Source organism: Calothrix sp. PCC 6303, assembly GCF_000317435.1.
Lineage (GTDB): Bacteria > Cyanobacteriota > Cyanobacteriia > Cyanobacteriales > Nostocaceae > PCC-6303.
The window spans coordinates 6,258,150-6,284,117 of record NC_019751.1; the positions used below are offsets into that span (position 1 = coordinate 6,258,150).

Sequence of the window (25,968 nt, forward strand, 5' to 3'; positions counted from 1 at the left end):
ATTCAGAAATTCCCCGGAACCGAACGATACATCTATGTAGTTATGAGTGTTGCGAATATAGCTTATACAGGCAGGTGTACCTGAAGCTTACCCATAAGATAAAAACCTCTGCATAATTGCCCAAAGCTAAACCTATATAAGTGTATATGGATCAAAACAAATTCTGGCGTAAATCCTCAAAGGAGTAATCAAATGACCAGCTTTACCCAACTACAAAAAGAAAATGACTGTTTATTTCCCATCAAACAGTGGTTAGAATCGATGGAAGTTAGTGATTCGCAATTTGCTCATTTTCTCTGTAAATCAATTCCTGCACAATGCCCTTTTGAACGCGATATTATTGTATTCGGCAAAAAGTTGTTTCATATTCCTCCAATGTGCAAACTTAATCCTTTTTACGAACAAATAGTTTACTTACGCTTTAAAGCACTCTCTTATCTTGCAGATGAATGTGGTGAAGATGTCAGTGCTTATTGCTAGGAAAAGAGGCTGAAACCTAGAATATAAAGTTATTTAATTTTATTGTAAATATCTCTGAAATCTTCCTGTCAAATAAACTAAACTATTTATTACTAACCTTATACTGAAGGAGATCCCTGGCTTTTTAAAAAGTTGGGGATCTTCTTATTGCATGAAAATATACAATATACTTAATCAGGATTACTTAACAAAAATTATTTATAAATAATTAAGAAATGCACTAGGTATTCAGTGTTATAGTTTGGAGAATTATGAAAAAATAAGTATCGATGAAATCACATATTTTACTAGTTGAAGATGAGATAAAACTGGCTCGACTCGTTGAGTCTGAGTTGAGCTATGAAGGCTATCAAGTAACTGTGGCGTATGATGGATTGGCTGGACTGAATAATGCACGGCAGTTAAAGCCAGATTTGTTGATTATCGATTGGAAATTACCAAATTTATCTGGATTAGAAATTTGTCGTCGCTTGCGAATTACAGGCGACCAAGTACCGATAGTATTATTAACAGCGAAAGATGAAATAAGCGATCGCGTTGCTGGATTAGATGCTGGTGCAGATGACTACATCCTCAAACCGTTGAGGGGAGATGACTTGATGTCACGGGTTCGTGCCCATTTGCGGAAACAACCAAAACTCGATCCGGACTTACTAGAATTTGAAGATTTAACCTTGAATAAACGCACTAAGCACGTACACCGGGGAGTACGTTCCATTGATTTAACCGCTAAAGAATTTGATTTATTGGAATATTTGATTGCCCACCCTCGACAAGTTATCACACGCGATCGCATTTTAGAATCGGTGTGGGGTTATGAGTTCATGGGAGACTCTAATATCATCGAAGTTTATATCCGCTACCTACGTCTGAAACTAGAGGCTGAAAATGAAAAACGCCTCATTCAAACGGTGCGGGGAGTTGGCTACGTTTTGCGTGAATAATCCAAGTAATATTGCACCCCAAAATTTCAACCAAAATTTAAATTAAATAAACACTCTCTTCAAGTTTATTTTTCAACCTTGCAGAATATTCTCTGGAATAGGTATTACACCTGTTCCAGTTTTTTTTGACAAAATTCCTTCTTGGTGCCTTCGTTTACTGGAATTTTTTTACAGGTAAAACTTGCTCACCAGTGTCGTCAGCAATCATAATCAATTAGTAAAGTCCAAAATCCCCAAACATGACTTATCTTGAAACCGCAGCCCAATTCTATAGCGAAGTTGCCCAAACCCCAGAAGTTGGACTTTGCTGTGTTCAAAGCGCACCATTGTCACTACCAGGTTTAAATATCCCGGTAAAAATGCAGGAAATGAATTATGGTTGTGGTACCACCGTTCACCCCGCAGAATTGGGTAGCCAATCAACCGTATTATATGTTGGAGTTGGTGGAGGTTTAGAAGCATTACAATTTGCCTATTTTTGTCGATTTCCCGGTGCTGTTATCGCTGTAGATCCGGTTGTGGCAATGCGTGAAGCAGCTATCAGTAATCTGGAAATAGCCGCAACAGAAAACCCTTGGTTTGATGCTAAATTCGTGGAAATTCGTGCAGGTGATGCGTTTAACTTACCTGTTGCCGATGCATCCGTAGATGTTGTGGCTCAAAATTGCCTTTTTAACATCTTTGAACCAGAAGATTTAACCCGTGCATTACGTGAAGCATACCGAGTGTTAAAACCAGGTGGACGCTTGCAAATGAGTGATCCGATTGCCACCCAGCCAATCCCCAAACATCTCCAACAGGATGAACGCTTGCGGGCAATGTGTTTATCAGGTGCATTGACCTATGATGAGTATATTCAAAGAATTATTGATGTTGGGTTTGGTCAAGTAGAAATTCGTGCCCGTCGTCCCTATCGATTGTTAAATTCAGAAATCTATGACTTGCCTGACCATTTACTTTTAGAAAGTCTTGATTCAGTATCTTTTAAACTTCCAATTCCTGAAGATGGAGCCTGTATTTTTACTGGTAAAACAGCGATTTATAGCGGTTCAATGGCATATTTTGATGACAATAATGGTCATATTCTCCAAGCTGGAATTCCCACAGCAGTCTGCGATAAAACAGCAAGTAAATTAGCACAAGTAATACCAGAAGACTTAATAATCACAGATTCAACTTGGTATTATGATGGCGGTGGCTGCTGTTAAAAAATAAGTAATGAGCTACGGTATACACACAGCGATGGAATTCCCTAGATTTTCCATAATTCCACGCCCGCTTAATACCATTTGGCTTTAAGCTTTGTAATGTCTTGGTGTGTATACCCAAACCCCTCCTGGATGATTCACAACCCTTGTTTGACTAGAACCAATTAGGATAAGCGATCGCATGTCAACTTCGGCTGGCTGAAATTCGTCTAATTTCACTACTTCTATTGATTCTCCTTCTCTTCCCAAGTTTCTCGCTATTACTATTGGCGTTTGTGGTGAACGATACTTTTTTAATATTTCAGATGCGGAGATGATTTCTTGGCGACGTTGCTTAGAAGCTGGGTTGTAGAAAGCTATTACTAAATCTGCTCCTGCTGCCGCAATAATTCGTCGTTCGATAATTGACCAAGATTTGAGAATATTTGACAGGGAAATTACGCAGAAATCATGACCAATTGGCGCACCAATTCGAGCCGCAGCAGCTTGGATGGCAGATATACCAGGACAAACCTGAATTTGAACATGTTGCCATGCAGGGTCAAAAGCTGTATCTAACACTTCAAATATCGCCGCTGCCATGGCATAAATTCCCGGATCTCCAGAAGAAACAACCGCGACATTTTTGCCTGTTGCTGCCAAATCTAGCGCCATCTTTGCCCTAGCTAATTCTTCCCGGTTATCGGAATCATGCCGTTGTTGTCCAGGTTGTAAAGTTCCAGCTAAATCTAAGTAAAAACTATAACCAACCAAGTCTGTCGCTTCCCCAAGTATTTGTTTCACCTCCGGTGACATCCATTCACTAGCACCGGGTCCAGTCCCCACAACGGATAATTTACCCCTGGGTTTTCCTAAATTATTTGTATTAATTAGTTCTTGAGATACTGCAACACCAATATTCGGAATTGGGGAAACTAACAACCTTCCTAAATTATTTGTCGCAGCTAAAACCAAAGATGTAGATGTTTGCGGATTCTCTGTATCTAGAATCCGCAAAGGCAAATTTAGCAACTTCGCAACCTGATTTACAGTGGGGGAGGCTGCATCCGATTGTAAAACAAATAGTCCCGCCAGAGATGCGATCGCTAATTCAGCAACATCCAATATTTGCCGTACCACACTCACAATATCCTCTGCTTTCATCTCCCCAACATCACTAATTCCCACCGCGATAGTTTTGGGATGGTACACCAAACAATTGGGAATATAACCAGCTTTAGATTCCGTCACCCAAATCCTTAATTCTCCCTCCTCATCAACAGGTAACTTACTTTCCTCCAACCAAGTTGCTTTCCCCTCCAACTTCACCTTTGCACCTGCAAGTAAATCAGCAATAAACCCCTTTGCTGCTTCCGGATTTGCCAACTCATACCCTGGTGGAGGGGACAGTAAAGCAGTACGAAACCGGATATCTCCTGCTGTGGTAATTGCCGCTTCCACACCCAACCCTGTGGCAATTTGCCTAGCTAAATCGTTCACCCCCCTAAGTCCCCCCAACAAAGGAACTACCGCACTCCCATCCTCCCCTATAGCCAAAACTGGAGGTTCTTGACGCTTATCAGAGATAATTGGTGCTAGGGTACGAATCAAAATTCCCGCTGCACAGATACCAATAATTGGGACTCCATCTGTAAATAATTTTCGTAAAGTTTCACCAAAATTGTCGAAACTCACATCAACACCCGATGTTCTCCCCACCAAACCATAGATTGTCACTTTGGGTGCGACTGTAGCTAATACTGTCGCAATTTTCCGAGCAAGGGAGACACTATTTTGATTGAGAACAACAATTGCAGCAGATGAAAACATTTTTATGCTTATACTTAAGTCCCTATCAAAGATAGTATCTGTCATTGCCACCAGAGGGAAGCATAAGAAGTGGAAGGATGTAGAGACGCAAAATTTTGCCTCTCTAAAAGTGTTTTGGCACCCAACTAACCCAGTAGTCAGACAAAATTAATTACACAATGTCATTGCGAACACAAGGTTTTGGACTGCTTCGCTTTACTCAAAATGAATGTAAAATGTTTGCGCGACTACTTATGAAGTCCAGGATATAGAAGGTTTTGATACCAACAATAGGACTTTTCAAACATCCTCTTAGGCTGTCTTAAAAAATCGAATAATTTCGCGTACATGATCTAAAAATTGTCCATCTGTAGAAAGTTGCGCGATCGCTTGTTCTGTTTCGCGGGATAATTGCTGGTGTTCGCTGTGGTTTGTTGCCCCTAGTCTTTCCAAATTATTTGCTAAACGTGCCAATTCTTTGCGGGTTTCATCTACATAGCTTTGCTGGGTTGCAACCACAGAGTAGGGGAATTCTGGATTTAGTTGTTCTTCGAGAATACGTATTTTTTCTTCTAATGTGCTGAAACGTCCACGCAATTCGTAGATATCTTCGCGGGGATATTGTAACTCTTGACGAATCATCGTTAATCTTGCGTATACATACTCATAAGCGCTAATAGCAGGACGTAATCCAGTTAATAATAAAGCTGCACCCGATGAGATGTAACCCACAGTACTAATACCAGTGGCAGCCAGAGTATATAGAGTAGCAGCGGAGATGACGTGTAATGCGATCGCTATAATCAACGAACGCTTTGCCAGCAACCTAACATACTTTTGCTGCTTCTCATCAACTGTAATTCCTTTCTCTTTTGATTGCGCTCCCTGTGCTAAAACTTCTTTAGCTTGAAAATGAATATTCCAGGGTACAGTTACAATCACCAACAACCACCAAAAGCTTGCCCCTGCAATTACCCAGTCTAAAAAGTTACCTGATGGAATATGAAACCATTGAAAACAAGCAAAAACTAATGCCATCAAAGCGACAATTCCAACACTTGAACCCACAAATAGATTTAGATACATCAGGCAACCTCTTTTACTATTGGTATTCCCCACATCATGGCTTTTCAGCATAAATATCTAAAAAATACCTGTGATACTTTCTTGAGTTACACACATACTACATAGTTAATTGGGAATTTTAGTTCGGCACTTTAACTTGAGATGTCTCCCCAGGGTGGTTTTAACTTAGGGTAAATTAATTATTATTAAGAATATGATTGTGACACTTGCAGCATATGCATGTTCAGAGCTGAAGACTAAATAGGAATAAAAGCTATGACTAATGAAACTCGCGGACAATGGGATTTAGGTAGATTTATTCAAACACTCAACTATTTTGAAGTTGTACCACCTTTAAATTGGATTCAAAATATACTACAGGGTAAGTTCTTTCAGAATAGCCAAAATCAGCCAGATGGAGCCAAAAAAATGGGTGTAATCTTAGTTGCAGGGGCAACAGGTGGTGTGGGTAAACGAGTTGTACAACGCTTACTTCAGCAGGGTTATCGAGTGAGATGTCTAGTGCGTGACATCGAAAAAGCTAGAAATATTCTTGGTAACGATACTGATTTAATAGTTGCCGATATTACCAAACCTGAAACTTTAAACGAATTAGTTATGTCAAATATCCAAGCTGTAATTTGCTGTACATCAGTGCGTGTGCAGCCTGTAGAAGGCGATACACCTAATCGTGACAAATATAACCAAGGTATTAAATTTTATCAACCGGAAATAGTCGGTGACACACCTGAAAATGTTGAATATCAAGGTGTCAAAAATTTAGTTGAGGCAGCGGCAAAATACCTCCCCCAAGGAGACGAGAAGCTAGTTTTCGACTTTACTAACCCATCAACAGATTTGAAAAATATTTGGGGTGCTTTGGATGATGTGGTGATGGGTGGAGTTAGTAGCAGTAATATGAGTTTTCTTGATAGTTCAGCTATATTCGCTGGAAATATTTCCATTGCCAATTCTGGAGGTTTTGCCTCAGTTAGAACTAAAAACTTTGATCCAGCAATCAATTTATCTGGTTATGAAGGAATTGATTTAAAAGTTAAAGGTGATGGCAAACGCTATAAATTATTTTTGCGTTCTGATTCTGCCTGGGATGGTGTTGGTTATAGTTATTCCTTTGACACAGAAGCAGATACTTGGATTAATATTAAAGTTCCCTTCAGTAATTTAATTCCTGTATTTCGTGCCAAAGTTGTTAGGGATCGTCCTCCAATAGATACCAGTAAAATTTGCTCTTTACAATTAATGTTAAGTAAATTTGAGTATGATGGTGAACTAAATCCCAAGTTTTCTGCTGGTGCTTTTGCTTTGGAAGTAGAATCAATCAAAGCCTACGGAGGTAGCAAATTACCTAGATTTGTCCTCATTAGTTCCGCAGGTGTCACCCGTCCTGGAAGAGAGGGAATTAACTTAGAAGAAGAACCCCCCGCAGTTAGATTAAATGATCAATTGGGAGGAATATTAACTTGGAAACTGAGAGGAGAAGATAGTTTAAGGACAAGTGGTATTCCTTATACAATTATTCGTCCTTGTGCTTTAACTGAGGAAACTGGTGGTAAAGAATTATTAGCTGAACAAGGTGATAATATTCGCGGCAAAATCAGCCGGGATGATGTTGCTGAATTGTGTTTACAGGCATTACAAGAAACAGCAGCATCTAATGTCACTTTTGAAGTGAAACAAGGAGAAAATCAAATGGGGAATCCAGGATGGAAAACCTTATTTTCTCAGTTAAAAAGTGATAGCTGAAATGAGCAATGACTTAAATCTACGTGTTGCCACCCCCAACGACATAGATTTGCTAGGACACTGGGATGATATCTATCTGATGTGGGCTTAGGGACTTCCAATTAAAAAAATACCCACAAATTTCTTGTGGTGCGGGCATCTTGCCCGCAAATTATCAAGGATGGGCAGGATGCCAATACATATCTGCGTTACTTCGGATTAAATAAGACATCTAGTGAAAATGAATGTAGAGACGTTCTGGTGGAACGTCTACACAAAATTTGGGTATTGATGTGTGATTCAAAGACATTAAAATTGCTGTAATTACTGGAGATGTTAAATGGATTACGCGATCGCATAACCCATTTAACACCGATTAAGAGCAGAAGTACATCGCAATATAAACTATTTGTCGGACAAATTGCCTCACAAGTATTGACAATCACCTCAAAGAGAATGATAATCATTTTACTCATTTTAAGTAAATATTATTACAGTCAAAACTTTTACAGGTATGAATCAGTGGTTATTTGTCAAGTACTGAACATCATCAAAATCGATATATTCTGCTTTATAGGTTGGATAATCAAATCTACTCAGTTGCTTTTTACCCTCACTTTCGAGATCCTCTACGCAAAGCATACTTACGAATGTAATATTTCGACATTAATCACCAAATATATCCGTGCTATTGTGCGAAAATGCATTGGTTCTAATCAGAATTATTCATTAAAAATAACGGGGAAAGTTTGGTGAAAATCCAGCGCTGTCCCGCAACTGTGACGAGGCAAATTTTTCTTTTTAATCTTTGTCTCTAAGTCAGAACACCCGCCAATCGCCACAAAAAACATAATTATCTGCGAGGTACAGATGAGAAATAATATGTTTAATTCCCAATTGGGAACTAAGTTTGCTGTGTCTAGTTTGGCAGCAATATTGGGGATATTCTCTGGAAGTTACAAAGCTAGGGCAACGGAAATCCCCCTAATATCCAACTTTCCCAAAAACGAAGGTACTGCTTCAGATTTACAACCAGCTACACAAGTCATACCCAACAACAAAATAGCAGAAGTCGCTCAAGAATCGACACCAACAGAAGAACAAAAAGAAGAGAAAGAACCCGACATCGAAATAAACGTCGTCGATAAATTATTGAATGAACCTGTGTACTCTCCTTTTCGTCGGGAAGGGACAGTTAAAGATTCTACCCGTCCCATATATGTGATTACGGGTGAAGAAATGGAAGCACAGGGTGTGAGAACAGTCCGAGAAGCACTCAAATTTGTTCCTGGTATCTTACCAGATGGAACTGTTGGAACTGAACCCCATGCATTAAGTGGTCAATTTATTCGTGGTTCTAATGGTGAACAGGTGCTAATTCTGCTTGACGGCAGACCAATTAATAACTTAGGTAGTGGTCGTTTTGATCTGTCAGAATTCACTACCAATAACATTGAGCGAGTCGAAGTGTTACCAGGTGGTGGTTCAACTCTTTATGGTTCTGATGCAATTGGTGGAGTAATTAATATTATTACCCGTCGTCCCACAGATAAAACCACAACTGAAGCAAAGGTAAATGTTGGTGCTTATGGATTGAATCAACAGACTATTCAAAATAGTGGAAAAGCTGGGGATATTGGTTGGGTAGTGGGATATAATCGCACTCAATCCCAATATAATTATCCTTTTTCAATTCCCGAAGCTAACTTTAGGGGAACCAGAAAAAATAACGATGCTCTCTTCAATAACTTTAACGTTAAATTAGAAGCAAATTTAGGTAAGCGTAATACTCTAACTTTTTCCACACAATACTTAGGAAAAGAACAAGGAACACCAGGAGGAGTTCCCATACTTGTACCACAATTTGGTCAAGGTTCTGGTAATGTACTAACCGATAAAAACCGCAAATATACAGACCAAGTTTTAAATGATTTAAGCTGGAGTTCTAAGCTTGGAGGGGGAAATGATTCGCTATTAACAGCCAGATTCTACACCGATTTTCTCAATACTCGCTTTGACTCTAACTCCATCACTAATCCACCTCAATTCAACAGAAGATTCGAGACAAAACAAAGTTCTTACGGTTTTCAAGCTACCCATAGCTGGAACTTCAGCAAAAATCACAGTATAGTTTATGGTTTTGACTATCGAAATGTGAATGTTGTTAGTAGTGCAATCAGAAATTCTACAGGTGTCAACACAATTAACTATGACGATAATATTGGGCAAAGTGCTATTTTTGCCAGATACGAAACAAGTCTTATTCCTAACGTCAAATTCAATTTAGGTTTGCGTCAAGATTTCAACACTTTAGCCAATGCTTCTGCAACATCACCATCAATTGGTGCAAAATGGGATATCAGCAACTCTACTACTATACGGGCAAACTACATCAGAAATTTTCGTGTCCCAACGGTAAGCAACTTATTTAGTCTTAACCCAACATTTATCGGGAATCCCAACCTTAAACCAGAAAAAGGAGATAGTTTTGATATTGGTATCGACCAAAAATTAGGGGACATTGGTTTGTTGCGCTTAACTTTTTTCCAAAATAACATATCAGACCTAATTGCTTTCAAATCTATTAGACCAGCCGTGAATGGAGTAACGGGAACTTGGGAAAATATCGGCTTAGTTGAAACTTCAGGAATTGAAGCGGCATTAAATTTACAAATTGCTAAAAATATCTATGCTTTTGTAAATTATACGGCAAATGATCCACGCATCAAAAAAAGTTCTAATCCGGCAGAAATCAACAAAGAGTTACGATTTGCAGGTGCAGATAAACTAAATTTGGGTGTTTCCTATGAAAATACTCAAGGTTTATATCTTGGACTATTGATGAATTCTCTGGGGAAATATCCTACGAATAATACCAACACTGAGTCATTAGCAGGTTACACAACTTTTGATGCAAAAACTCGCATTCCCCTCAGTCAGAACTTCACCCTTAATGCTAGTGTAGATAATATCTTTAATCAAAGATATCAATTATTTGCTGGATTTCCGGATGCGGGTAGAGTATTTCAAGTTGGTTTAAGTGCTAATTTCTAATGATATGTATAGATGCTATGTATATGTAGCGTCTATACAATTAACCTACATATTGCGAGAAAATTGCCATGATTGAATTCAATCCTTGTGTTATCCCACTCAATCAGAAAACAACTGAAGCAACAGGAAACGGTTGGACAATTGAATATGAGTATTTTGATTGTCGATGTGATGTACTTGCTTGTTTAACTTACACATTATTTCAACAAAATTGGCATCAAATTGGTTTAGGACATTTAGAACAAGGTAGCGTTTTAGAGTTAGAATTTCACGAAGCACCAAAAAAATGCGTTCTCTATGATGGATATCTGACTGTGATTACACAGGGTTGGCATTTTCACTTGTGTATTGAAGAAACTATAGGTGGTCCAAATTCAGAGACTCCACTAGAAGTAAGGCAGCAAAGATTAATTAATAAAGGTGCATTTTATAGACGTATTAATTCAGAAGGAGAACCCCACAGTTGGGGTATTCAGTTTTGGAATGGTGCGGGTGAAAAAGTAATGACTATATTTTTGCCAAATCCATATGTAGAAGATGAAAATTTATTACCTGATGGTAAAGCAAATTTTAGCAAATTAGAGCTATATAAACAACTTCGAGAAATTTATGTGTTAGGAACAAAGGAAATTCCTTTTACTAAAAATCCTTTTAAGTGTTCTTATATAGCTGTTTGTACATCCGGACGCTGTTACCCCTCGCGGAAATGGCAACCTACATTTGATGCACTTTCTGCGGCAGTTGAAAAAGCAGGTTTGGATATAGAAGTGCGAACAACCGGTTGTTTGCAGGTTTGTAAATTGGGTCCGGTGGCATTTTATTCTGATGATAAAACTTGGTACAGTCGGGTGAAACCAGAAGTTGCCAAAAAGATTGTTAATGAACATTTAGTTGAAGGGAAAAAGGTGACAGAGTATATCTATCCACCTGTATAGTTGCCATTTTTGATTAATTGTAGAGATGTAATATTTTACCTCTCCTATAAATACAGCAGATTACAGGTAAATGAGGTATAAAGATCAAGAATAAAACTGTGGTGGTACGGGCAGCGTTCGATGGTTCCTGAGCCTGTCGGAACGAAGTGTACCGGAGGTAAGGACTGAGCGCTCACGCCGAAGTCTTGCCCGCTACAGGTGTACCTTACCAAGATAAAATCTGCTGTATATTCTTTTTTCTAAAAGACATCTATAACTAAACAGCAATTGAACAAGATGTTATATAAGCTGCAACATTTAAAACTAATTAATTTAATTTTCATTATATTTATTGTTTCTACATTAATCATTGCTTGCGAAAGTCCGAAAGTTAATCATCTTGAAAAAAAATCCCTTAATCCAGCCTGTATTCAACAATACGACGCAAACCGCGATTATTTCCCTGATAAAGTGACTATTACCCGCGCTCAGGGTTTTACTGTGGAATATCATAAAAACTATAAAGTGATTACAATTAATAATCCTTGGAAGGATGCAAAAACTGGCTTTAAATATGTTTTAGTTCAATGCGGCACTCCTACACCGAAAGATATTCTAGAAAATAACAAAAATGCCCAAGTAATTACTGTCCCAGTTAATTCTGTGGTTTCCCTTTCCACAACTCATTTACCCCATTTAGCGAAACTGGGAGTTGTCGATAAATTACTTGGAGTCAGCGATACGAAAACAGTCAATACCTCTGAGGTTGTAGAAAAAATTAAAACTGGCATTATTGCAAATGTTGGCAATAATGCCAGCGTTAATATTGAGAAAATATTAGAATTAAATCCAGAATTAATTACAACTTATGGAACTGGAAACACCCAAATCGATAGTTATCCAAAGTTGTTAGAAGCAGCTTTAAAAGTGGCAATCAATGCCGAATATATGGAAGATTCACCTTTGGGTAGAAGCGAATGGTTAAAATTTACGGCTTTATTCTTTAATAAAGAGAAAGAGGCAGAACAAATATTTGGGGAAGTAGAACAAAAGTATCAACAAATAGCAACTAAGGCAAAAGCAGCAAAATCACGTCCAAGTGTGTTTGTGGGATTTAATTTTAAAGGCACTTGGTATATGCCGGGTGGTAATAGTTATACTGCCAAGTATTTAGAGGATGCAGGGGCAAACTATCTTTGGAGTAATGAAGAGTCTTCGGGAAGTTTACCTTTATCTTTTGAGGCAATTATCGAACGGGCAACAAATGCTGATTTCTGGTTGAATCTTAGCCAAAAATGGAATTTAAAGCAAGATATTCTAGCCGAAGATAATCGATATGCTGATTTTAAAGCTGTTAAAAATGGGAATATCTATAATAATAATTTGCGGATAAATAAAGGTGGAGGAAATGACTACTGGGAAGGGGGAATTAGTAATCCTGATGCGGTTTTATCTGATTTAATTAAGATTTTTCATCCAGAGATTTTACCGCAGCATGAGTTAGTTTTTTATCGTCGTGTTCAGTAAGGATTGAAAACTGTCAGATGTATATTATTAAAGATTTCTATAAGGCTTTAATTGCAAGAGAATATTTAGTTTTTGTGTTGTTGATTGGGGTATTAATTCTGGCTTTTTTGTTAGATATTGCTGTTGGTTCGGTGCAAGTCCCTATTACTGATGTTGTTAAGGTTTTATTTGGTGGGGATGCGGAAAAGATTAGTTGGACAAATATTATTTTTAAGTTTAGATTACCCAAAGCTATAACCGCTATGCTTGCTGGTGCTGCTTTGGGTGTGAGTGGATTGCAGATGCAAACTATTTTTAAAAATCCACTTGCGGGACCTTTTGTGTTAGGAATTAGTTCTGGTGCTTCCTTGGGTGTAGCTTTAGTTGTGTTGACAGCAAATGTTGTTGGTGCGGGGGCAATTTTTCAAACTTTGGGTGTTTTTGGGGATTTAAGTTTGGTAATTGCGTCAAGTTTGGGTGCTGCTGCTGTGCTAGGGTTGGTATTACTTGTGTCGCGTCGGGTTCAAGATACAATGACGCTATTGATTTTGGGATTGTTGTTTGGATATGCCACAAGTGCGTTAGTTAGCATCTTATTACAATTTAGCGATCGCCAACAAATTCAAACATATCTGCAATGGACTTTTGGTAGCTTTGGGGGAGTGACATGGAAACAAATTCCTATTTTAGGAAGTGTAGTACTACTGGGGTTAGTAGTTGCTGCTTTGTTGTCGAAACCGTTGAATGTTTTACTGGTGGGTGAATCCTATGCTTTGACGCTGGGATTAAATTTAAAAAGAACCAGATTTTGGGTAATTACCAGCGCTTCCATTTTAGCAGGTGTAGTTACGGCATTTTGTGGTCCGATTGCCTTTCTCGGTGTAGCAGTTCCCCATTTGTGTCGCAGTATGTTTAATAGCTACGACCATCGTATTTTAGTACCTGGGGTGATGATTATGGGGGCAATTATGGCGTTATTTGCTGATTTGATGTGTGTAGCACCGGGAAACGAAATGGTGTTACCACTTAACTCTGTAACTGCCCTAGTTGGTACACCTGTTGTTTCTTGGGTGATATTACGAAGATATTACACAAAGTAAGGTGAAGTACCCCATCTTGCCTTTGGCTGAAAATGGGGCTTCCAATTTCAACTAGCACAAGGACGGTTTTATTCGTCTACGGAGTTTCCCGTCTCATTCGCAATTGCCTCCACCAGCCGTCTAGCTTTTGGTCTTACACCGCGTCCACAGGCAGCAATCCCACTTCCTGAGATTGTTTGATTATTTTGTCGGCAGACTTACCTTGGAATTACAGCAATAGCTTACCAGCTGGGTTTATGTCTCTTCCCCAATCTTAGCCGAGTACCGTAGCCTCTTAGTCTTCTGGGTGGGTCGCAACCACTGTAATCTTACCATTTTTCTACAATCAAATCAAATCAAATCAAATATTTTAGATGCTGGATGGAGCATCTGTTGCTATCCATCCCCAGGCAATAGAGCGGTGGGGAATTCCGCAAGTTTGGTTAAAGCTGGTTATACAAAAAATAAAGCGGGTGAGGGGAATCGAACCCCTATCATTAGCTTGGAAGGCTAAGGTTTTACCACTAAACTACACCCGCAGGCTTCGAGTCATAAATCATAACTACATTTTACATCATAACACCACCACATGGAAAACACAAGTATCAAATTTAAGGTTGTTTGCCATTTGCTTCAATCACAATGCGAACAACCATCTGGCTTTCTGGTGGAATAATACCGTCTTTGGTGGAACCCGGTGTAAATCTGGCATTTCTGAAAATTTGGTTGACAATTTCTAAATATTTGTTGCTACTTGCTTTTGGATCTTGATTTTTAGGAATATTTGCGGCAACGAAGCTACCTTTATCACTAACCGACAAAATTACGTTGAATTCAATGGGTTGAACGTTGGATGCTTCTATGGAAATTCCATCTACACCACTAATGATTTGAGGTAGTTTATCAAGTAAATTAAATCGAATTATTTTATTTTGGTCGGCATTTGTTAGTAATTTGAAACTAGCCGTAAAAGTTTGGGGAAGAATTGGAGGTGTGGTGGGACTGGGGGAAAAGCTGGGGGTGAAGTCTGGTAATGGTGTTTCTTTGCCTGTAGTAATATCACCTGGTTGTTCTGGATATGTTGGTGTAAATGTTGGGGTTGGGGTTGGAGTTGGGGTTGGGGTTGGAGTTGGGGTTGGGGTTGGAGTTGGGGTTGGGGTTGGGGTTGGAGTTGGTGTGGAAGTTGGTGTGGAAGTTGGTGTGGAAGTTGGTGTGGAAGTTGGTGTGAAAGTTGGGGTTGGTGTGAAAGTTGGGGTTGGTTTCGGAGGAATCAGAGGTTGTTTCTGTACAGGTTGAATTACGATTTTTGGAGGTTTTGTTTTAGGGATTGGTTTAGGTTTGGTTGCTATTAAAGGGGGAAAATTGCGTTTTTTTATAGTTGGTTTAGGTGCGTAGCCAAAGTTTATACCTTCTCCATCCGATTGCGCGGAGTTTACTTGAGATTTAGACGGGAGTGTAGTGACTTTTGGAGGAGTTTCTAAAATCTCAATGGGAATAGGATTATTTGATTGCTGACGCGGAATAGAATTTGACTTTGGTTGTGAACTGTAAAAAATCTGCGCGGCAAGAACATGTAGTGAGAAAGAGAACACACCCAAAGATGCCCACAGAAAAGGTGGATCTGTATGTCGTCGTAATATTTTGACTGGAGTTGGTGTTTGATCGGCAACTGATTGTTTCATAAATCATTAGTTCAAGGTGTAATGCTAGTTCACACCAACTGCCATTTTAACGATTTACGGCGATTTCTGGCGCAACAACAAAAGTTAAAACTGTTTCATCAACTCCCTTAAGTTCAAGTGAACTACCTTTAGTAATTTCTTCATCTTGGAGGTAATCGGCTACTGCTGCCGAGGCTAAAATTGTACCAGGGCTAGCGGCTTGCTGCAAGCGAGCGGCAATGTTAACACTGGGACCAATTGCTGTGTAGTCAGCGCGTTCGGCACTACCAAACATTCCCACAACTGCTGTACCTTGGTGGATTCCACAACGGAACTGCACCCCACTTATTCCTTGACTATCAAATATACCTTGTTCGCACCAACGTTGGTTTAGTTGTTCAAGCGATCGCAACATGGCTCTAGCGGTATTAATTGCGCGTCTAACTTGCTCGTTGGGGGTAAGTTCTTCGGGAGCACCAAATAGGGCTAAAATCGCGTCTCCCATGAATTTATCCACGGTACCACCATTACTAAATACGGCTCTAGTCATGGCTTCGAGGTATTCATTTAGCAGTTCAGCAACTTTACGCGATCGCAGTGTGTTAGAAAGCTGGGTAAAACCAACGATATCACTAAATAAAACAGTAATTAAACGGGGTTCTGGACGTAGGTCTAATACTAAATCACCTACAGCAGCTTTTTGTACCAATCCTGGGGGTAAAAATCTCTGAAGTACCGATTCAGTTAAGTATGTATTTAACTCCAATACCCGCCGCTCGTTTGCTTTCAATGCCAGTAAATTACGAACCTCTGCTAGTAATTCCCGATCATTAAATGGTTTAGCTAGGTATGCATCAGCACCCAACTCAGTCCCAGCAATTCGAGTTTCTTCATCGATTTTCGCTGTCAGTAAGATAATGGGTATTCCCTTCAACTTACTTTCTTTGCGAATCATCTCAATCATTTCCAAACCTGTCACCAATGGCATCATTAAATCGGTGACAATTAAACTGGGTACAAACTTTTCAGCGATGCGGAAACCTTCAGCACCGTTACGAGCTAAATATACTTGGTATCCATGGGTGTGGAGAATTCCCGATACATAACCCCGTAAATCTGGATTATCATCAACCACCAAGATAGAGTGTCCAGCGGTGTTTTCTCCCCCTTGAGATTCTAATATCAATGGCTCATCACCAACAGTTTCTAGCAATTCCAAATCGGCTAATTCTACACTGGCACGACTGAGATTAATTTCAGCAGTAGTTTCTAACACCTGTTGTTCCGGTAAGTGTGTACTACCAGGAGGCAGTGAGATGGTAAAAGTTGTTCCTTGACCATATACCGATTCAACAGAAACTTGACCACCATGTATTTCTACAAGTTCCTTCACCAAAGCTAATCCTAAACCACTACCCTCATAGGAACGGTTTTCAGAACCCTCAGCTTGACGGAAGCGTTCAAATAAGTAGGGAATTTGTTCTGCGGCAATGCCAATACCTGTATCTCTGACTTTGAGAATACAATTTCCCATATCTTTTTGTAGAGTAACAGTAATACTACCGTCCTCTGGTGTAAACTTCATGGCATTGGATAGGAGATTGTAAATCACCTTATCAAATTTTTCCAAATCTAAATACACAGTTGGACATGGAGCTAAATTGGCAATTAGTTTTAGCCCTTTTTTCTCACAGTAGTGACGGAAAGAGTCGATAATTTGGCTGGTGAAATCTACCAAATCACAGGGACGGAAACTAGGCTGCATTCTCCCAGCATCCAGACGTTGTAAATCGAGTAATTGGTTAACTAGACGTAACAATCGGCGAGAATTCCGGAGTGCGATCGCGCTTTGCTCAAAACTCAAGCCTGCTTTTGTTGCCACCGCTGATTCCAAGGGACCTTGAATCAAAGTAATTGGTGTTCGGAATTCATGGGAAATATTCTGGAAAAATTCGGTTTTCTGCCTATCTAAGGTGATTAATCGCTCGGCTTGATCACGGGTTTTTTGATACAAACGCGACTGTTGCACGGCAATTGCGGCTTGAGATGCCACGGCTTTAGCTAACTCTACCTCCGATGGTAGCCATTTCCTAGCTTTGCCAGCCTCCCGTAGGGTAATACTACCAATACTCTTACCATCCGCTAATAGTGGCACCACCATCAACGAGCGACTAGTACCCCGCAATGGTAAATCAATATGCTCCAACTCCCATGGCAAATTAAAATCATTCATATCCACAACCAAAACAGGTTCGTGGGTGCGTAGCATTTCTTGGAGTAGGGGATTTCCTTTAATAGGTGCCAAAGACTGGGGTAATTCTTGATTGTTTTTGTTACTATTTATACTTTTTATTTCAATATTTTCTAAATGTATTTCGGTATAGTCAGAGCCATCATATAAACCGACACATTGGACATATTGATCCTCCTCAGTCCACAGTGATAGTACACAACCATCAACCTGTAAGGCTTGTCCCAGTTGCTGAGTAATCGCCGCAAAAATATCTTGAGGATCAAGACTAGAACGAATTGCATTTGTAATGGTGTTAATTAGGCTCTCGCGTTTGGCAAGCGATCGCACTTGTTCTAAAGCGTAAGCCTGGGATAAAGCCAGTGCCGCCTGATCCGCCACCATCTCTGTCAATTTGACCTCATCATCGCTCCAGAAACGTGTAACTCCACTTTGGTGCAACGCCAACACCGCCATCAATTCTCCTCTAAAAATTAGCGGTACTACCAAGCTAGAACAAATTTCAGCTGCGGCAAAGGTTGCTGAACGTTCTTGGAGTTCATTTGTATCACCTTGGATTCGCTGATCGTGAGCAATATCATTAATAACTTGAACTTCCCGCGTTTCCCAAATTGTATGTGCTAACAACGACGTTGAAGAAACAACAGAAAGCTGAGGTGATTGCTGAGTTTCTAGAGCATTTTCCAGTATCGCCTTTTGATAAATGAATCCCTCATCTACCAACTGCCCATCCTGAAATGGTCGTAATAAGCACACATCAACTTCCAACATAAGCCCGACAGTATCGACAATTATCTGTAAAATTTGCCGATAGTCTAAGGTACTACGAATTGTATTTGTAACTGTATTGAGAATTGATTCTTGCCGCAGAGTGCGAGTTAACTCGCGGGTACGTGCCTTAAGAACATTATGGGTATCCAAAGCCTGCCGAACTACAGCCTTTAAGTCTTCCGCTTCCCAAGGCTTAGTTACATATTTAAATACTTTACCTGCATTAATAGCTTCTACCAAATCTTCGATATCGGTATAGCCAGTTAAAATAATCCGAATAATATCTGGATATTTGGTTGCCGTCATACTCAAAAATTCTGTACCGCTCATCATCGGCATCCGCTGATCGGAGATGATTACAGAAACATCTCCTTCTTCTGCCAACAAATCTAACGCGGCAAGACCAGAATTTGCCCTCAATACCTGGTATTCACGATAAAAGGTACGATAAAGCAAGTCGAGATTGTCGGGTTCATCATCAACAACCAAAATTTTAGGCTTACTGTTTGCTGGGGATTTCATGCACCGCTTTCCTGCTGCAATGACAATTGGATAAAAAACAAACCGATCGGCTTAGGGTGAGATTGAGTCAGGTAATAGCAGAGCATTTCGACTCCATAGGCGATTTTCCTAAATAACTTCTGAGCCAAAAAGAGTATTGGTTCACAAATGTTTACCTCAATAACTGACGCTGATACGCCATTAACTATTTGTATGGCACCTCCAAAATAAATCAATGGTAGGATGCGAACGACTCACGTCGCGCAAGCTTCGCATATGATTCATCGGCATTGACAAAATTTGCTCTGACCTCCACTAAGTAAATATCGATCGTCCAACTAAGTCTTCAACCTCCATCGAAAACAGAAACCAGGTTGAAGGTGCATATTAATTTTTCCCATCGCAGTCCCAACACTAACATCTGTAAGCAAATTTTCTTGATTAAAGTCATTTTTCAGTAAAAATATCATAAGTCAGCATATTTTAAAGTCAGTATACTATTAGACAATAGTCACACTACTAATCTAGCAATTCAAGTCAAGATTGTAGTTTCAATCTTGGCAACTTGGGTTAACATACTGTGATAAGTTCAGTAATTTAAGCTAGTGCTAACTTCACAGAGCTTAAATATTTAAACTACACATCTTGTCTAAAATCCGGGCAAATGAGGTTCGTTTTTCCGGTAAGATGATACTGAATATATCCGCAATTATACGGTTGAATATATCTCACTGATCTCCCACAAAACTTGAATTAAAAGCTATCTACCGTTGGTGACTAACTAAAACTGTGTAGCTACTATTGCATAATCAAGCAAGAGAAATCAGTGGAGATATTAGCCAAGTTTTCTTTGTTGTGTAGACTCAATTACTAATTAACTTTGACATCCTGGTTTTCTGAACACCCTCATCAACCCCCAAGCAACTCTGACACCGAAAAAACTACCTGTCAGCTGTCGATTCGTGTTGCTACTCCAGATGACTTAGGTCTAGTTGCTCAAATTATCGCCGAAAGCTTTCATAGCCAAAATGGATTTTGGGGCTGGCTTTTTCCCCTGCTACGTATAGGAATTCAAGAAGATCTAAAACACCGTTTGGCAACAGCTTCACCCCATCATGTTTGTTTAGTTGCCATTGACAATACAGATGGGGCTGATAACATAGTCGGTACCGTTGAATTAGGAGTGCGATTTAGTGATAGTTGGACTCGTGTTGGTAAAAGCTTTCCATACCTTTCTAATTTGGCTGTTCTGCCTCAGCATCGACGACAAGGTGCGGCATCTAAGCTGTTAAAACGGGGTGAAAAATTTATCCGGGAATGGGGCTTTGTGGATGTTTATCTTCATGTATTGGAAGAAAATCATCAAGCTCGGCAGTTATATTTAAAGTTGGGATACCGAGTGCATCTCATTGAAAATAATTGGAGTAATTTTTTGTTTAAGCGATCGCGTCAAATTTTTTTACATAAGCAAATATCGACGGATCAAAAATAGGAAAGTAAACTTTAGCTGCCTATTTCCAAATTAATTCCCGTAATATAACTTTACAAAAAAGCTACTACCACGTTACCATGCTGTAACTCGCTTGCCCTAAAAGTCAGCGGTAGCCCAAAATATTTGCATTCATTCTAAGTAAAGCAAGGCTTTTTTAAACCTTGCGATCGCTAAAATTGATAAATTAATTATAGATTTTCAAACGTTGAAACCCTTGCATACGCCCACCATCACAATCTTCGTAAATCCCCCGAAATCGACACCGTTTTTTGTCTCCGCTGATTAACGGGGATTTTATAAAGAGATTTGCCCCCTTAGTAAGATGATTGGGGGATAAAAAGCCTGTGAGGCAGATGGTAGTCACTTTCACAGAGGAAAGGTTAGGGTGTTTTTTTGTAACTCACGAAGTTAAAATCTGCTGTATATAACGGGCAGGGAGTATATAAAAGTAATAATTTATGCCCACTCACCAAGAAATACAGTAAAGTCGAGATTTTTTCCCTTTTCCAGCAATTTATCTATGTAATTAGATAGAAATCTCCATTTTTGTTCATAAATTCCTTTCATTCTTAACAAAGAATCCATAATCAATATGATATACGTAAATATACTTTGATCAATTGAAAATAGCTCAAAATACCTCACAAGATCTTTGTATTAAAAATCTTACACTTTATAAAAGCTTTAAGAAAATACACTGATTTCAGCAGACAATGTTAAATAGATCAAATAAAATGGGATCACTCAGACAATAGATGAGTAAACTTCGTTCTCGTTTGTATCTTAGCTAAACTACGTTGTTAGACTCTTGACTACAAAAAAAATCAAAATCCAAATCTAAAAAACTACTGCTATTTAAGTTTACATTGACTACTTAATACATTAAATATTTGAGAACAAATGGATAGCGAAAAAAAGGACGCTATCAAACAAATATGGTATTTACTTATTACCCTGACACCAGTTTCCTTGAATATCTCGTGATGCCAGATGGAACCGAGCGTTGCTATAGCTCTGATCTTCTGACAATGTTACACAGTGGAAAAGTTTTCATGGTTAACAGTCGTAGGCGGAATGGATTAATCCTCCTCAAGCCTTTCCACGCTGAGTTTGCTGGACCGGGAGCTGCTGTAGGTGGTGATTGCGATCATGATTGCTTGGGAGCGCTACCAATTGGCAATCTTTCATTACTCACTCCTGACTCTCATGATGAGCGTCAGAAAGCTTATTTGATTCGTCGACAATGGACTCGTTTAACTCGACAAATCACAGAAAATTCTTTACCTCAAAAACGAGTGCAGAAAATTCTCGATCAATTTGAGCAATATTTCCCGCTAGAAACGGTTGCTCGATTGCCGGATGAAATATTTGCACTTTTGGTAGGGGTATTACCCCAAACGGTGAAGGTTGTTCGCCGTCAAGGTGTTGCCAGTGATTAATTAAATTACCAAAAATGTGGGTCTAAAGCCCCGTGTCCTTCTATGACGGCTTTTTGTGATAGAATTAGATTGTCTTAGGTAGAATATCCGCCGATACAGGACGACTCAAATGAGTGAAACACGACAGATCGGGAAACAATAAAGACAACTCGGTGGCGAAAACGAGTGTAATCATAGCTAGCGAAATCAACAAAGTAGCACCAACCAGAAAACAAAAGATTTTTGTCCATAAACGTATCGTGGGGCGCACGAAATCACTAGGCTTAGTATCCTAGTAAGTCTCTGGAGATATAGCCCTCTGGGGTCAGCTAAGTTGAGCTATTTAATTGGTTCTATTGAACGGTTAATTGGTTTAAGCATTGCCAGTAATGGATAGTTGATTTTAAGGTGTGTCAATGAAAGAGAACGCCTAAAAAGTGATTTTTAGAATCACCGCACTTTAACGGCGGTGAGAACGTCAATTATTAACTGATCAATTGAGTAGTTTGAAGATTTAAGATTGGAGTTTGCAGCCGATTTAGCAAACTCTTGTTTTCTTCGGGGGTACCAATTGTGATTCTTAACCCACCTCCAGTGTGGCGGATGGATGTTCCTTGAGACTTCAGTTGTTGAGTAAGTTGAGCTAAATTTTGTTCAACTGCATCCGTAGTTGTAGATTTAGGTCGTAAATAGATAAAGTTAGCGGCACTATCCCAAACTTGTAGTTCTGGCATTTGAGAGAGAACATTAAAAACTTTTGTGCGTTCCTCTAACATTTGGGAAATGGGGGCAAGTAGGGTTTGGCGATTTTGAATTGCTAGCAATGCTGCGGTAATAGAGAAACTAGGAAGATTGTAGGGTAAACGAACTTTTTCTAAAACCTCAATTAATCCTGCATGGGCAACACAATACCCAACACGCATTCCTGCCAAGCGGAAAGCTTTAGAAAATGTTCGCATGATCAGCCAGTTGGGGTGTTGAGTTACTAAACCAACCAAGCTGTCTTGGCTAAATTCAAAATAAGCTTCATCAATTACCACCAAAATATCTTCAGGTAAGCTTCTAAGCCATCTGATTTCCGCTATTGTGAGGGGGTTGGCGGTGGGAGAATTGGGGTGAACCATAAAAACAACCCGGATTGGTATGTTTCCGGGGTTTTGGATGGCATTTGCCGCCGCTTGGAGATCTATTTCAAAATTGGCTTCATTTCTGCCAATTTTGTGGACAGGGATGCCCAAAGTTTCGGCAAGAATTGCGTACATAGAAAATGTCGGATTAGCTACCAAAATTGATCCTTGGTTGCATAAGCAGCAAGCGATTAATAAGGAGCGAATAATTTCATCAGAACCGCTACCAACAGAAATATTTTCGGCACTGAAAGTTGATGATGCTAGATTTGATGACTCATTGACGTAAAGTGCGATCGCGCTTTTTAATTCTCCATGTCCACCATCAGGATAACGATTGGTTTCGATCTGCTGTTTATATTCATCAGCTAGCTTTTGCTTAATTTCACTTGGCAAATCGTAAGGACTTTCATTTGCATCCAATCGATCTATCTTAGCTGGAACTGCCTCCCCATTTTCTCCGCTGGGGTGAGGTTTGTAAGCATTGAACTGAACTAAATCTTCTCGAATAAAGGGAAACATAGGGGAATCAGTTATCAGTAAACAGTTATCAAAGGGGAAAATCAACTTAACACCAAGTACAAAAATTAAGTTGTAGTCATCTGTTTTAGTTGTGATATAGCCTATAACTTGCCAGAGTTTGAGATTGTACCGCTTTCAGATAATTGGCAAAACTGTACAATTTCTTGCCAAATATCATTAGTTACATTGCCCAATGCGTGATCGCTATCAAGTTCAACTAATTTTACCCAAGGTCGCATACTTGCAAAGTCTTTACTAGCTTGGATTGGAATCACTTCGTCATCAGTACCATGTAATATCAGTGTAGGTAAAGGACGCTGTAATATTTCTTCTGAATATTTTTGAGCATCAGTAACAAAATCATAATGTAGGGGTAATTCCCGTTTTTCCCCGTGATGATAAACTTGTAAATACTTTTGCTGCTGCCATTGGTTGATGGTTGTTTCACCCAACTTTGGTAGCCAATGGGATAGAAATCCAAATGCAGGTGCTAGCAAAATAAGCTGCTGAATTTGGGAATATTTTTGTCCTAGATGCGCTGCTGTTAAACCACCTAAACTAGAGCCAATTAAAGTTATTGGTGATGATTTCGGAAATAATAGAGAAGTTTGATTGATTTGTCGAGAAATTGTCAGTTGGGAGAAGCCCTCGGCATTCAAATCGGGAATAGTTAAGTTTATTTGGATTTGTGCAAAACGGCTATTTAAATCTTTGGCTTTGGTAGAGTTGGGACTAGAAGCAAAACCATGTAGGTAGATGTAGTTCAAGTTCTTACGTGAGGGTTACTAATTTTACAATCCCTGGTTGGTGCGTGACGCTACAATTTCTACTGTTACGTACAATATTTATCCAAGCGTCACACACCCTACGGTGATTAATGTGCCAGCTGCGTAAGTTTTATTAGTATTTAGCTTAACAGTTATACGTCTCAGACTTAAAGTTTGATAACTGTTTACTGATAGCTGATTTAAATTACCGCATCGTGACAAATTCTTCAGCAGCAGAGGGATGAATACCTACCGTTGCATCAAAGTCTTTCTTTGTTGCTCCCATTTTCACAGCTATTGCTACCCCTTGAATAATCTCGGCTGCACTATCTCCTACCATGTGCGCTCCCAGAATCTTGTCGGTTTCAGAATGTACAATTAGTTTCATCATTGTTTTTTCCTGTTTCCCTGCTAGGGTGTAGTACATGGGGCGAAAACGAGTCCGAAATATTTTAATTGCTTCCCCATATTTCTCCTTTGCTTGTGCTTCGGTGAGTCCGACGGTTGATGCTTCGGGTGTGGAAAATACAGCGGTGGCTACATCTTCATGGCTAAATACTCGGCTATTGTCTCCATACTCGCTATCTGCAAAGGCGCGACCCTCACCAATTGCTACTGGTGTGAGGTTGATTCTATCAGTGACATCACCGACAGCGTAGATATTAGGTTGGGAAGTTTGACTGTATTCATTAACACTTATTGCATTACTGGTACTGTAACCAGGTCCATCCATCTCGGTTGATTTTAATTCAACTCCAGCGTTTTCTAAACCTAGTTCTGCTGTGTTGGGAATACGTCCGGTGGCAATTAGGAATACATCAGCAACCACTGGTTCGAGGCTTTCGTCAGCTAAAGTTAGCTTTAAACCGTCATCCATTTTTTCCACATTTGTAACCGTGGTGTTGGAAATCATTTTGATTCCATGATTTTGCATTCCTTCCTGAATTTCGTTGCGAACATCGTCATCAAAACCTTTTAAGATTTTCTCTCCACGATTGATGTGAGTGACTTCGCACCCTAAACCACGCATAATACAAGCAAATTCGATACCAATATAACCAGCCCCAATAATTGCGATGTGTTTAGGTTTTTCTTGAAGGTGAAAGATTTCATTGGAGGTAATTCCATATTCAAACCCTGGAATATCTGGTTTAACAGGACGACCACCTACAGCGATGAGGATTTTGTCGGCAGTATATTTTTTACCGTTTGCTTCGACAGTGTGAGCATCTATTAATTTAGCACGGGTGGGGATGAGTGTAACTCCAGCCTTTTCCAGCAGACTAATGTGCATCTGCGAGAGTCGGTTGACTTCATTATCAATTGCAGTAATGAAGTGTTGCCAATCTAACTCCGATTCACCAACTTTCCACCCATAACCCGCTGCTTCCTCAAAAATGCTTGGGAAATGGGAAGCGTAAACCATGAGTTTTTTGGGGACACAACCGCGAATTACACAGGTTCCCCCTACTAGATCATTTTCTGCGATCGCTACTTTAGCACCATAGCTGGCAGCTCGTTTAGAAGCAGCTAAACCACCTGAACCTGCCCCAATAACAAACAAGTCATAATCGTATGTCATAAAATAGAATCCTGATTGAATTTGCAGCAAGTTATAGCAAGCTTATATTTATCTAAACAAAAATTCGCCCTGATTGGGGCGTAATTAATGTCTTG

General features: G+C 39.5%; 17 protein-coding genes, 1 tRNA gene, 1 pseudogene and 1 riboswitch. Of the genes and pseudogenes, 10 read left to right on the plus strand and 9 right to left on the minus strand.

Annotation, left to right across the window (positions count from 1 at the left end; translation table 11 throughout):
• The first annotated feature begins 192 nt into the window (after window positions 1-192).
• From CAL6303_RS25395 to arsM, 3 genes are all read left to right on the plus strand, one after another.
• Window positions 193-480, plus strand: coding sequence for a Mo-dependent nitrogenase C-terminal domain-containing protein (locus CAL6303_RS25395; RefSeq protein ID WP_015200701.1), 288 nt, complete (start codon window positions 193-195; stop codon window positions 478-480).
• 269 nt (window positions 481-749) lie between these two features.
• Window positions 750-1,424, plus strand: a complete 675-nt coding sequence (locus CAL6303_RS25400; RefSeq protein WP_015200702.1) for a response regulator transcription factor — start codon at window positions 750-752, stop codon at window positions 1,422-1,424.
• Between the two features lie 239 nt (window positions 1,425-1,663).
• The gene (gene arsM / locus CAL6303_RS25405; protein ID WP_015200703.1) at window positions 1,664-2,632 is read left to right on the plus strand and encodes an arsenosugar biosynthesis arsenite methyltransferase ArsM; all 969 of its coding nucleotides are present in this window, start codon (window positions 1,664-1,666) and stop codon (window positions 2,630-2,632) included.
• Window positions 2,633-2,719: 87 nt separating this feature from the next.
• On the opposite strand, the gene cobJ is transcribed toward arsM, so the two are convergent.
• On the minus strand, window positions 2,720-4,441 hold the full coding sequence (cobJ, locus tag CAL6303_RS25410) for a precorrin-3B C(17)-methyltransferase (protein ID WP_041739973.1): 1,722 nt from the start codon (window positions 4,439-4,441) through the stop codon (window positions 2,720-2,722).
• Window positions 4,442-4,732: 291 nt separating this feature from the next.
• The gene (locus CAL6303_RS25415) at window positions 4,733-5,506 is read right to left on the minus strand and encodes a hypothetical protein (RefSeq protein WP_015200705.1); all 774 of its coding nucleotides are present in this window, start codon (window positions 5,504-5,506) and stop codon (window positions 4,733-4,735) included.
• A gap of 255 nt (window positions 5,507-5,761) precedes the next feature.
• On the opposite strand from CAL6303_RS25415, the gene CAL6303_RS25420 reads away from it, so the two are divergent.
• Window positions 5,762-7,249 carry a CIA30 family protein gene (locus CAL6303_RS25420; RefSeq protein WP_015200706.1) on the plus strand — a complete coding sequence of 496 codons (1,488 nt, stop codon included), beginning with the start codon at window positions 5,762-5,764 and terminating at the stop codon, window positions 7,247-7,249.
• A 188-nt stretch (window positions 7,250-7,437) separates the two neighbouring features.
• Here CAL6303_RS25420 and CAL6303_RS30075 read toward each other — a convergent pair whose 3' ends face one another.
• On the minus strand, window positions 7,438-7,695 hold the full coding sequence (locus CAL6303_RS30075) for a hypothetical protein (protein WP_144051082.1): 258 nt from the start codon (window positions 7,693-7,695) through the stop codon (window positions 7,438-7,440).
• Window positions 7,696-7,918: 223 nt separating this feature from the next.
• Window positions 7,919-8,079, plus strand: a riboswitch (cobalamin riboswitch).
• A gap of 19 nt (window positions 8,080-8,098) precedes the next feature.
• Here CAL6303_RS30075 and CAL6303_RS25425 point away from each other — a divergent pair.
• The 4 genes from CAL6303_RS25425 to CAL6303_RS25440 all read left to right on the plus strand — a co-directional run bounded on the left by CAL6303_RS25425 (window position 8,099) and on the right by CAL6303_RS25440 (window position 13,802).
• A complete protein-coding gene (locus CAL6303_RS25425; RefSeq protein WP_015200707.1) occupies window positions 8,099-10,282 on the plus strand; it encodes a TonB-dependent receptor in 2,184 nt (727 codons plus the stop codon).
• Window positions 10,283-10,350: 68 nt separating this feature from the next.
• Window positions 10,351-11,217 (plus strand): (2Fe-2S) ferredoxin domain-containing protein, encoded by an 867-nt coding sequence (locus CAL6303_RS25430; protein WP_015200708.1) that lies wholly within the window; start codon window positions 10,351-10,353, stop codon window positions 11,215-11,217.
• Between the two features lie 276 nt (window positions 11,218-11,493).
• Window positions 11,494-12,723 carry an ABC transporter substrate-binding protein gene (locus CAL6303_RS25435; RefSeq protein ID WP_015200709.1) on the plus strand — a complete coding sequence of 410 codons (1,230 nt, stop codon included), beginning with the start codon at window positions 11,494-11,496 and terminating at the stop codon, window positions 12,721-12,723.
• Between the two features lie 17 nt (window positions 12,724-12,740).
• Window positions 12,741-13,802 carry an iron ABC transporter permease gene (locus tag CAL6303_RS25440; RefSeq protein WP_015200710.1) on the plus strand — a complete coding sequence of 354 codons (1,062 nt, stop codon included), beginning with the start codon at window positions 12,741-12,743 and terminating at the stop codon, window positions 13,800-13,802.
• A 447-nt stretch (window positions 13,803-14,249) separates the two neighbouring features.
• Here the strand turns inward: CAL6303_RS25440 and CAL6303_RS25445 are convergent.
• The 3 genes from CAL6303_RS25445 to CAL6303_RS25455 form a co-directional block, all read right to left on the minus strand.
• A tRNA-Gly gene (locus tag CAL6303_RS25445) sits at window positions 14,250-14,320 on the minus strand.
• Between the two features lie 72 nt (window positions 14,321-14,392).
• The gene (locus tag CAL6303_RS30925; protein ID WP_015200711.1) at window positions 14,393-15,463 is read right to left on the minus strand and encodes a hypothetical protein; all 1,071 of its coding nucleotides are present in this window, start codon (window positions 15,461-15,463) and stop codon (window positions 14,393-14,395) included.
• A gap of 46 nt (window positions 15,464-15,509) precedes the next feature.
• Entirely contained in the window at window positions 15,510-18,986 is a 3,477-nt protein-coding gene (locus CAL6303_RS25455) for a response regulator (protein WP_015200712.1), read from the minus strand.
• An 859-nt stretch (window positions 18,987-19,845) separates the two neighbouring features.
• Between CAL6303_RS25455 and CAL6303_RS25460 the strand changes: the two genes are divergently transcribed.
• A complete protein-coding gene (locus tag CAL6303_RS25460) occupies window positions 19,846-20,457 on the plus strand; it encodes a GNAT family N-acetyltransferase (protein WP_015200713.1) in 612 nt (203 codons plus the stop codon).
• A 900-nt stretch (window positions 20,458-21,357) separates the two neighbouring features.
• Window positions 21,358-21,896 (plus strand): annotated as a pseudogene (locus CAL6303_RS25465) (hypothetical protein).
• Between the two features lie 464 nt (window positions 21,897-22,360).
• On the opposite strand, the gene CAL6303_RS25470 reads toward CAL6303_RS25465, so the two are convergent.
• The 3 genes from CAL6303_RS25470 to gor all read right to left on the minus strand — a co-directional run bounded on the left by CAL6303_RS25470 (window position 22,361) and on the right by gor (window position 25,873).
• Window positions 22,361-23,524 carry a histidinol-phosphate transaminase gene (locus CAL6303_RS25470; protein WP_015200716.1) on the minus strand — a complete coding sequence of 388 codons (1,164 nt, stop codon included), beginning with the start codon at window positions 23,522-23,524 and terminating at the stop codon, window positions 22,361-22,363.
• A gap of 101 nt (window positions 23,525-23,625) precedes the next feature.
• A complete protein-coding gene (locus tag CAL6303_RS25475) occupies window positions 23,626-24,291 on the minus strand; it encodes a YqiA/YcfP family alpha/beta fold hydrolase (RefSeq protein ID WP_015200717.1) in 666 nt (221 codons plus the stop codon).
• A 205-nt stretch (window positions 24,292-24,496) separates the two neighbouring features.
• Window positions 24,497-25,873 (minus strand): glutathione-disulfide reductase, encoded by a 1,377-nt coding sequence (gor, locus tag CAL6303_RS25480; RefSeq protein WP_015200718.1) that lies wholly within the window; start codon window positions 25,871-25,873, stop codon window positions 24,497-24,499.
• Window positions 25,874-25,968: the final 95 nt, after the last annotated feature.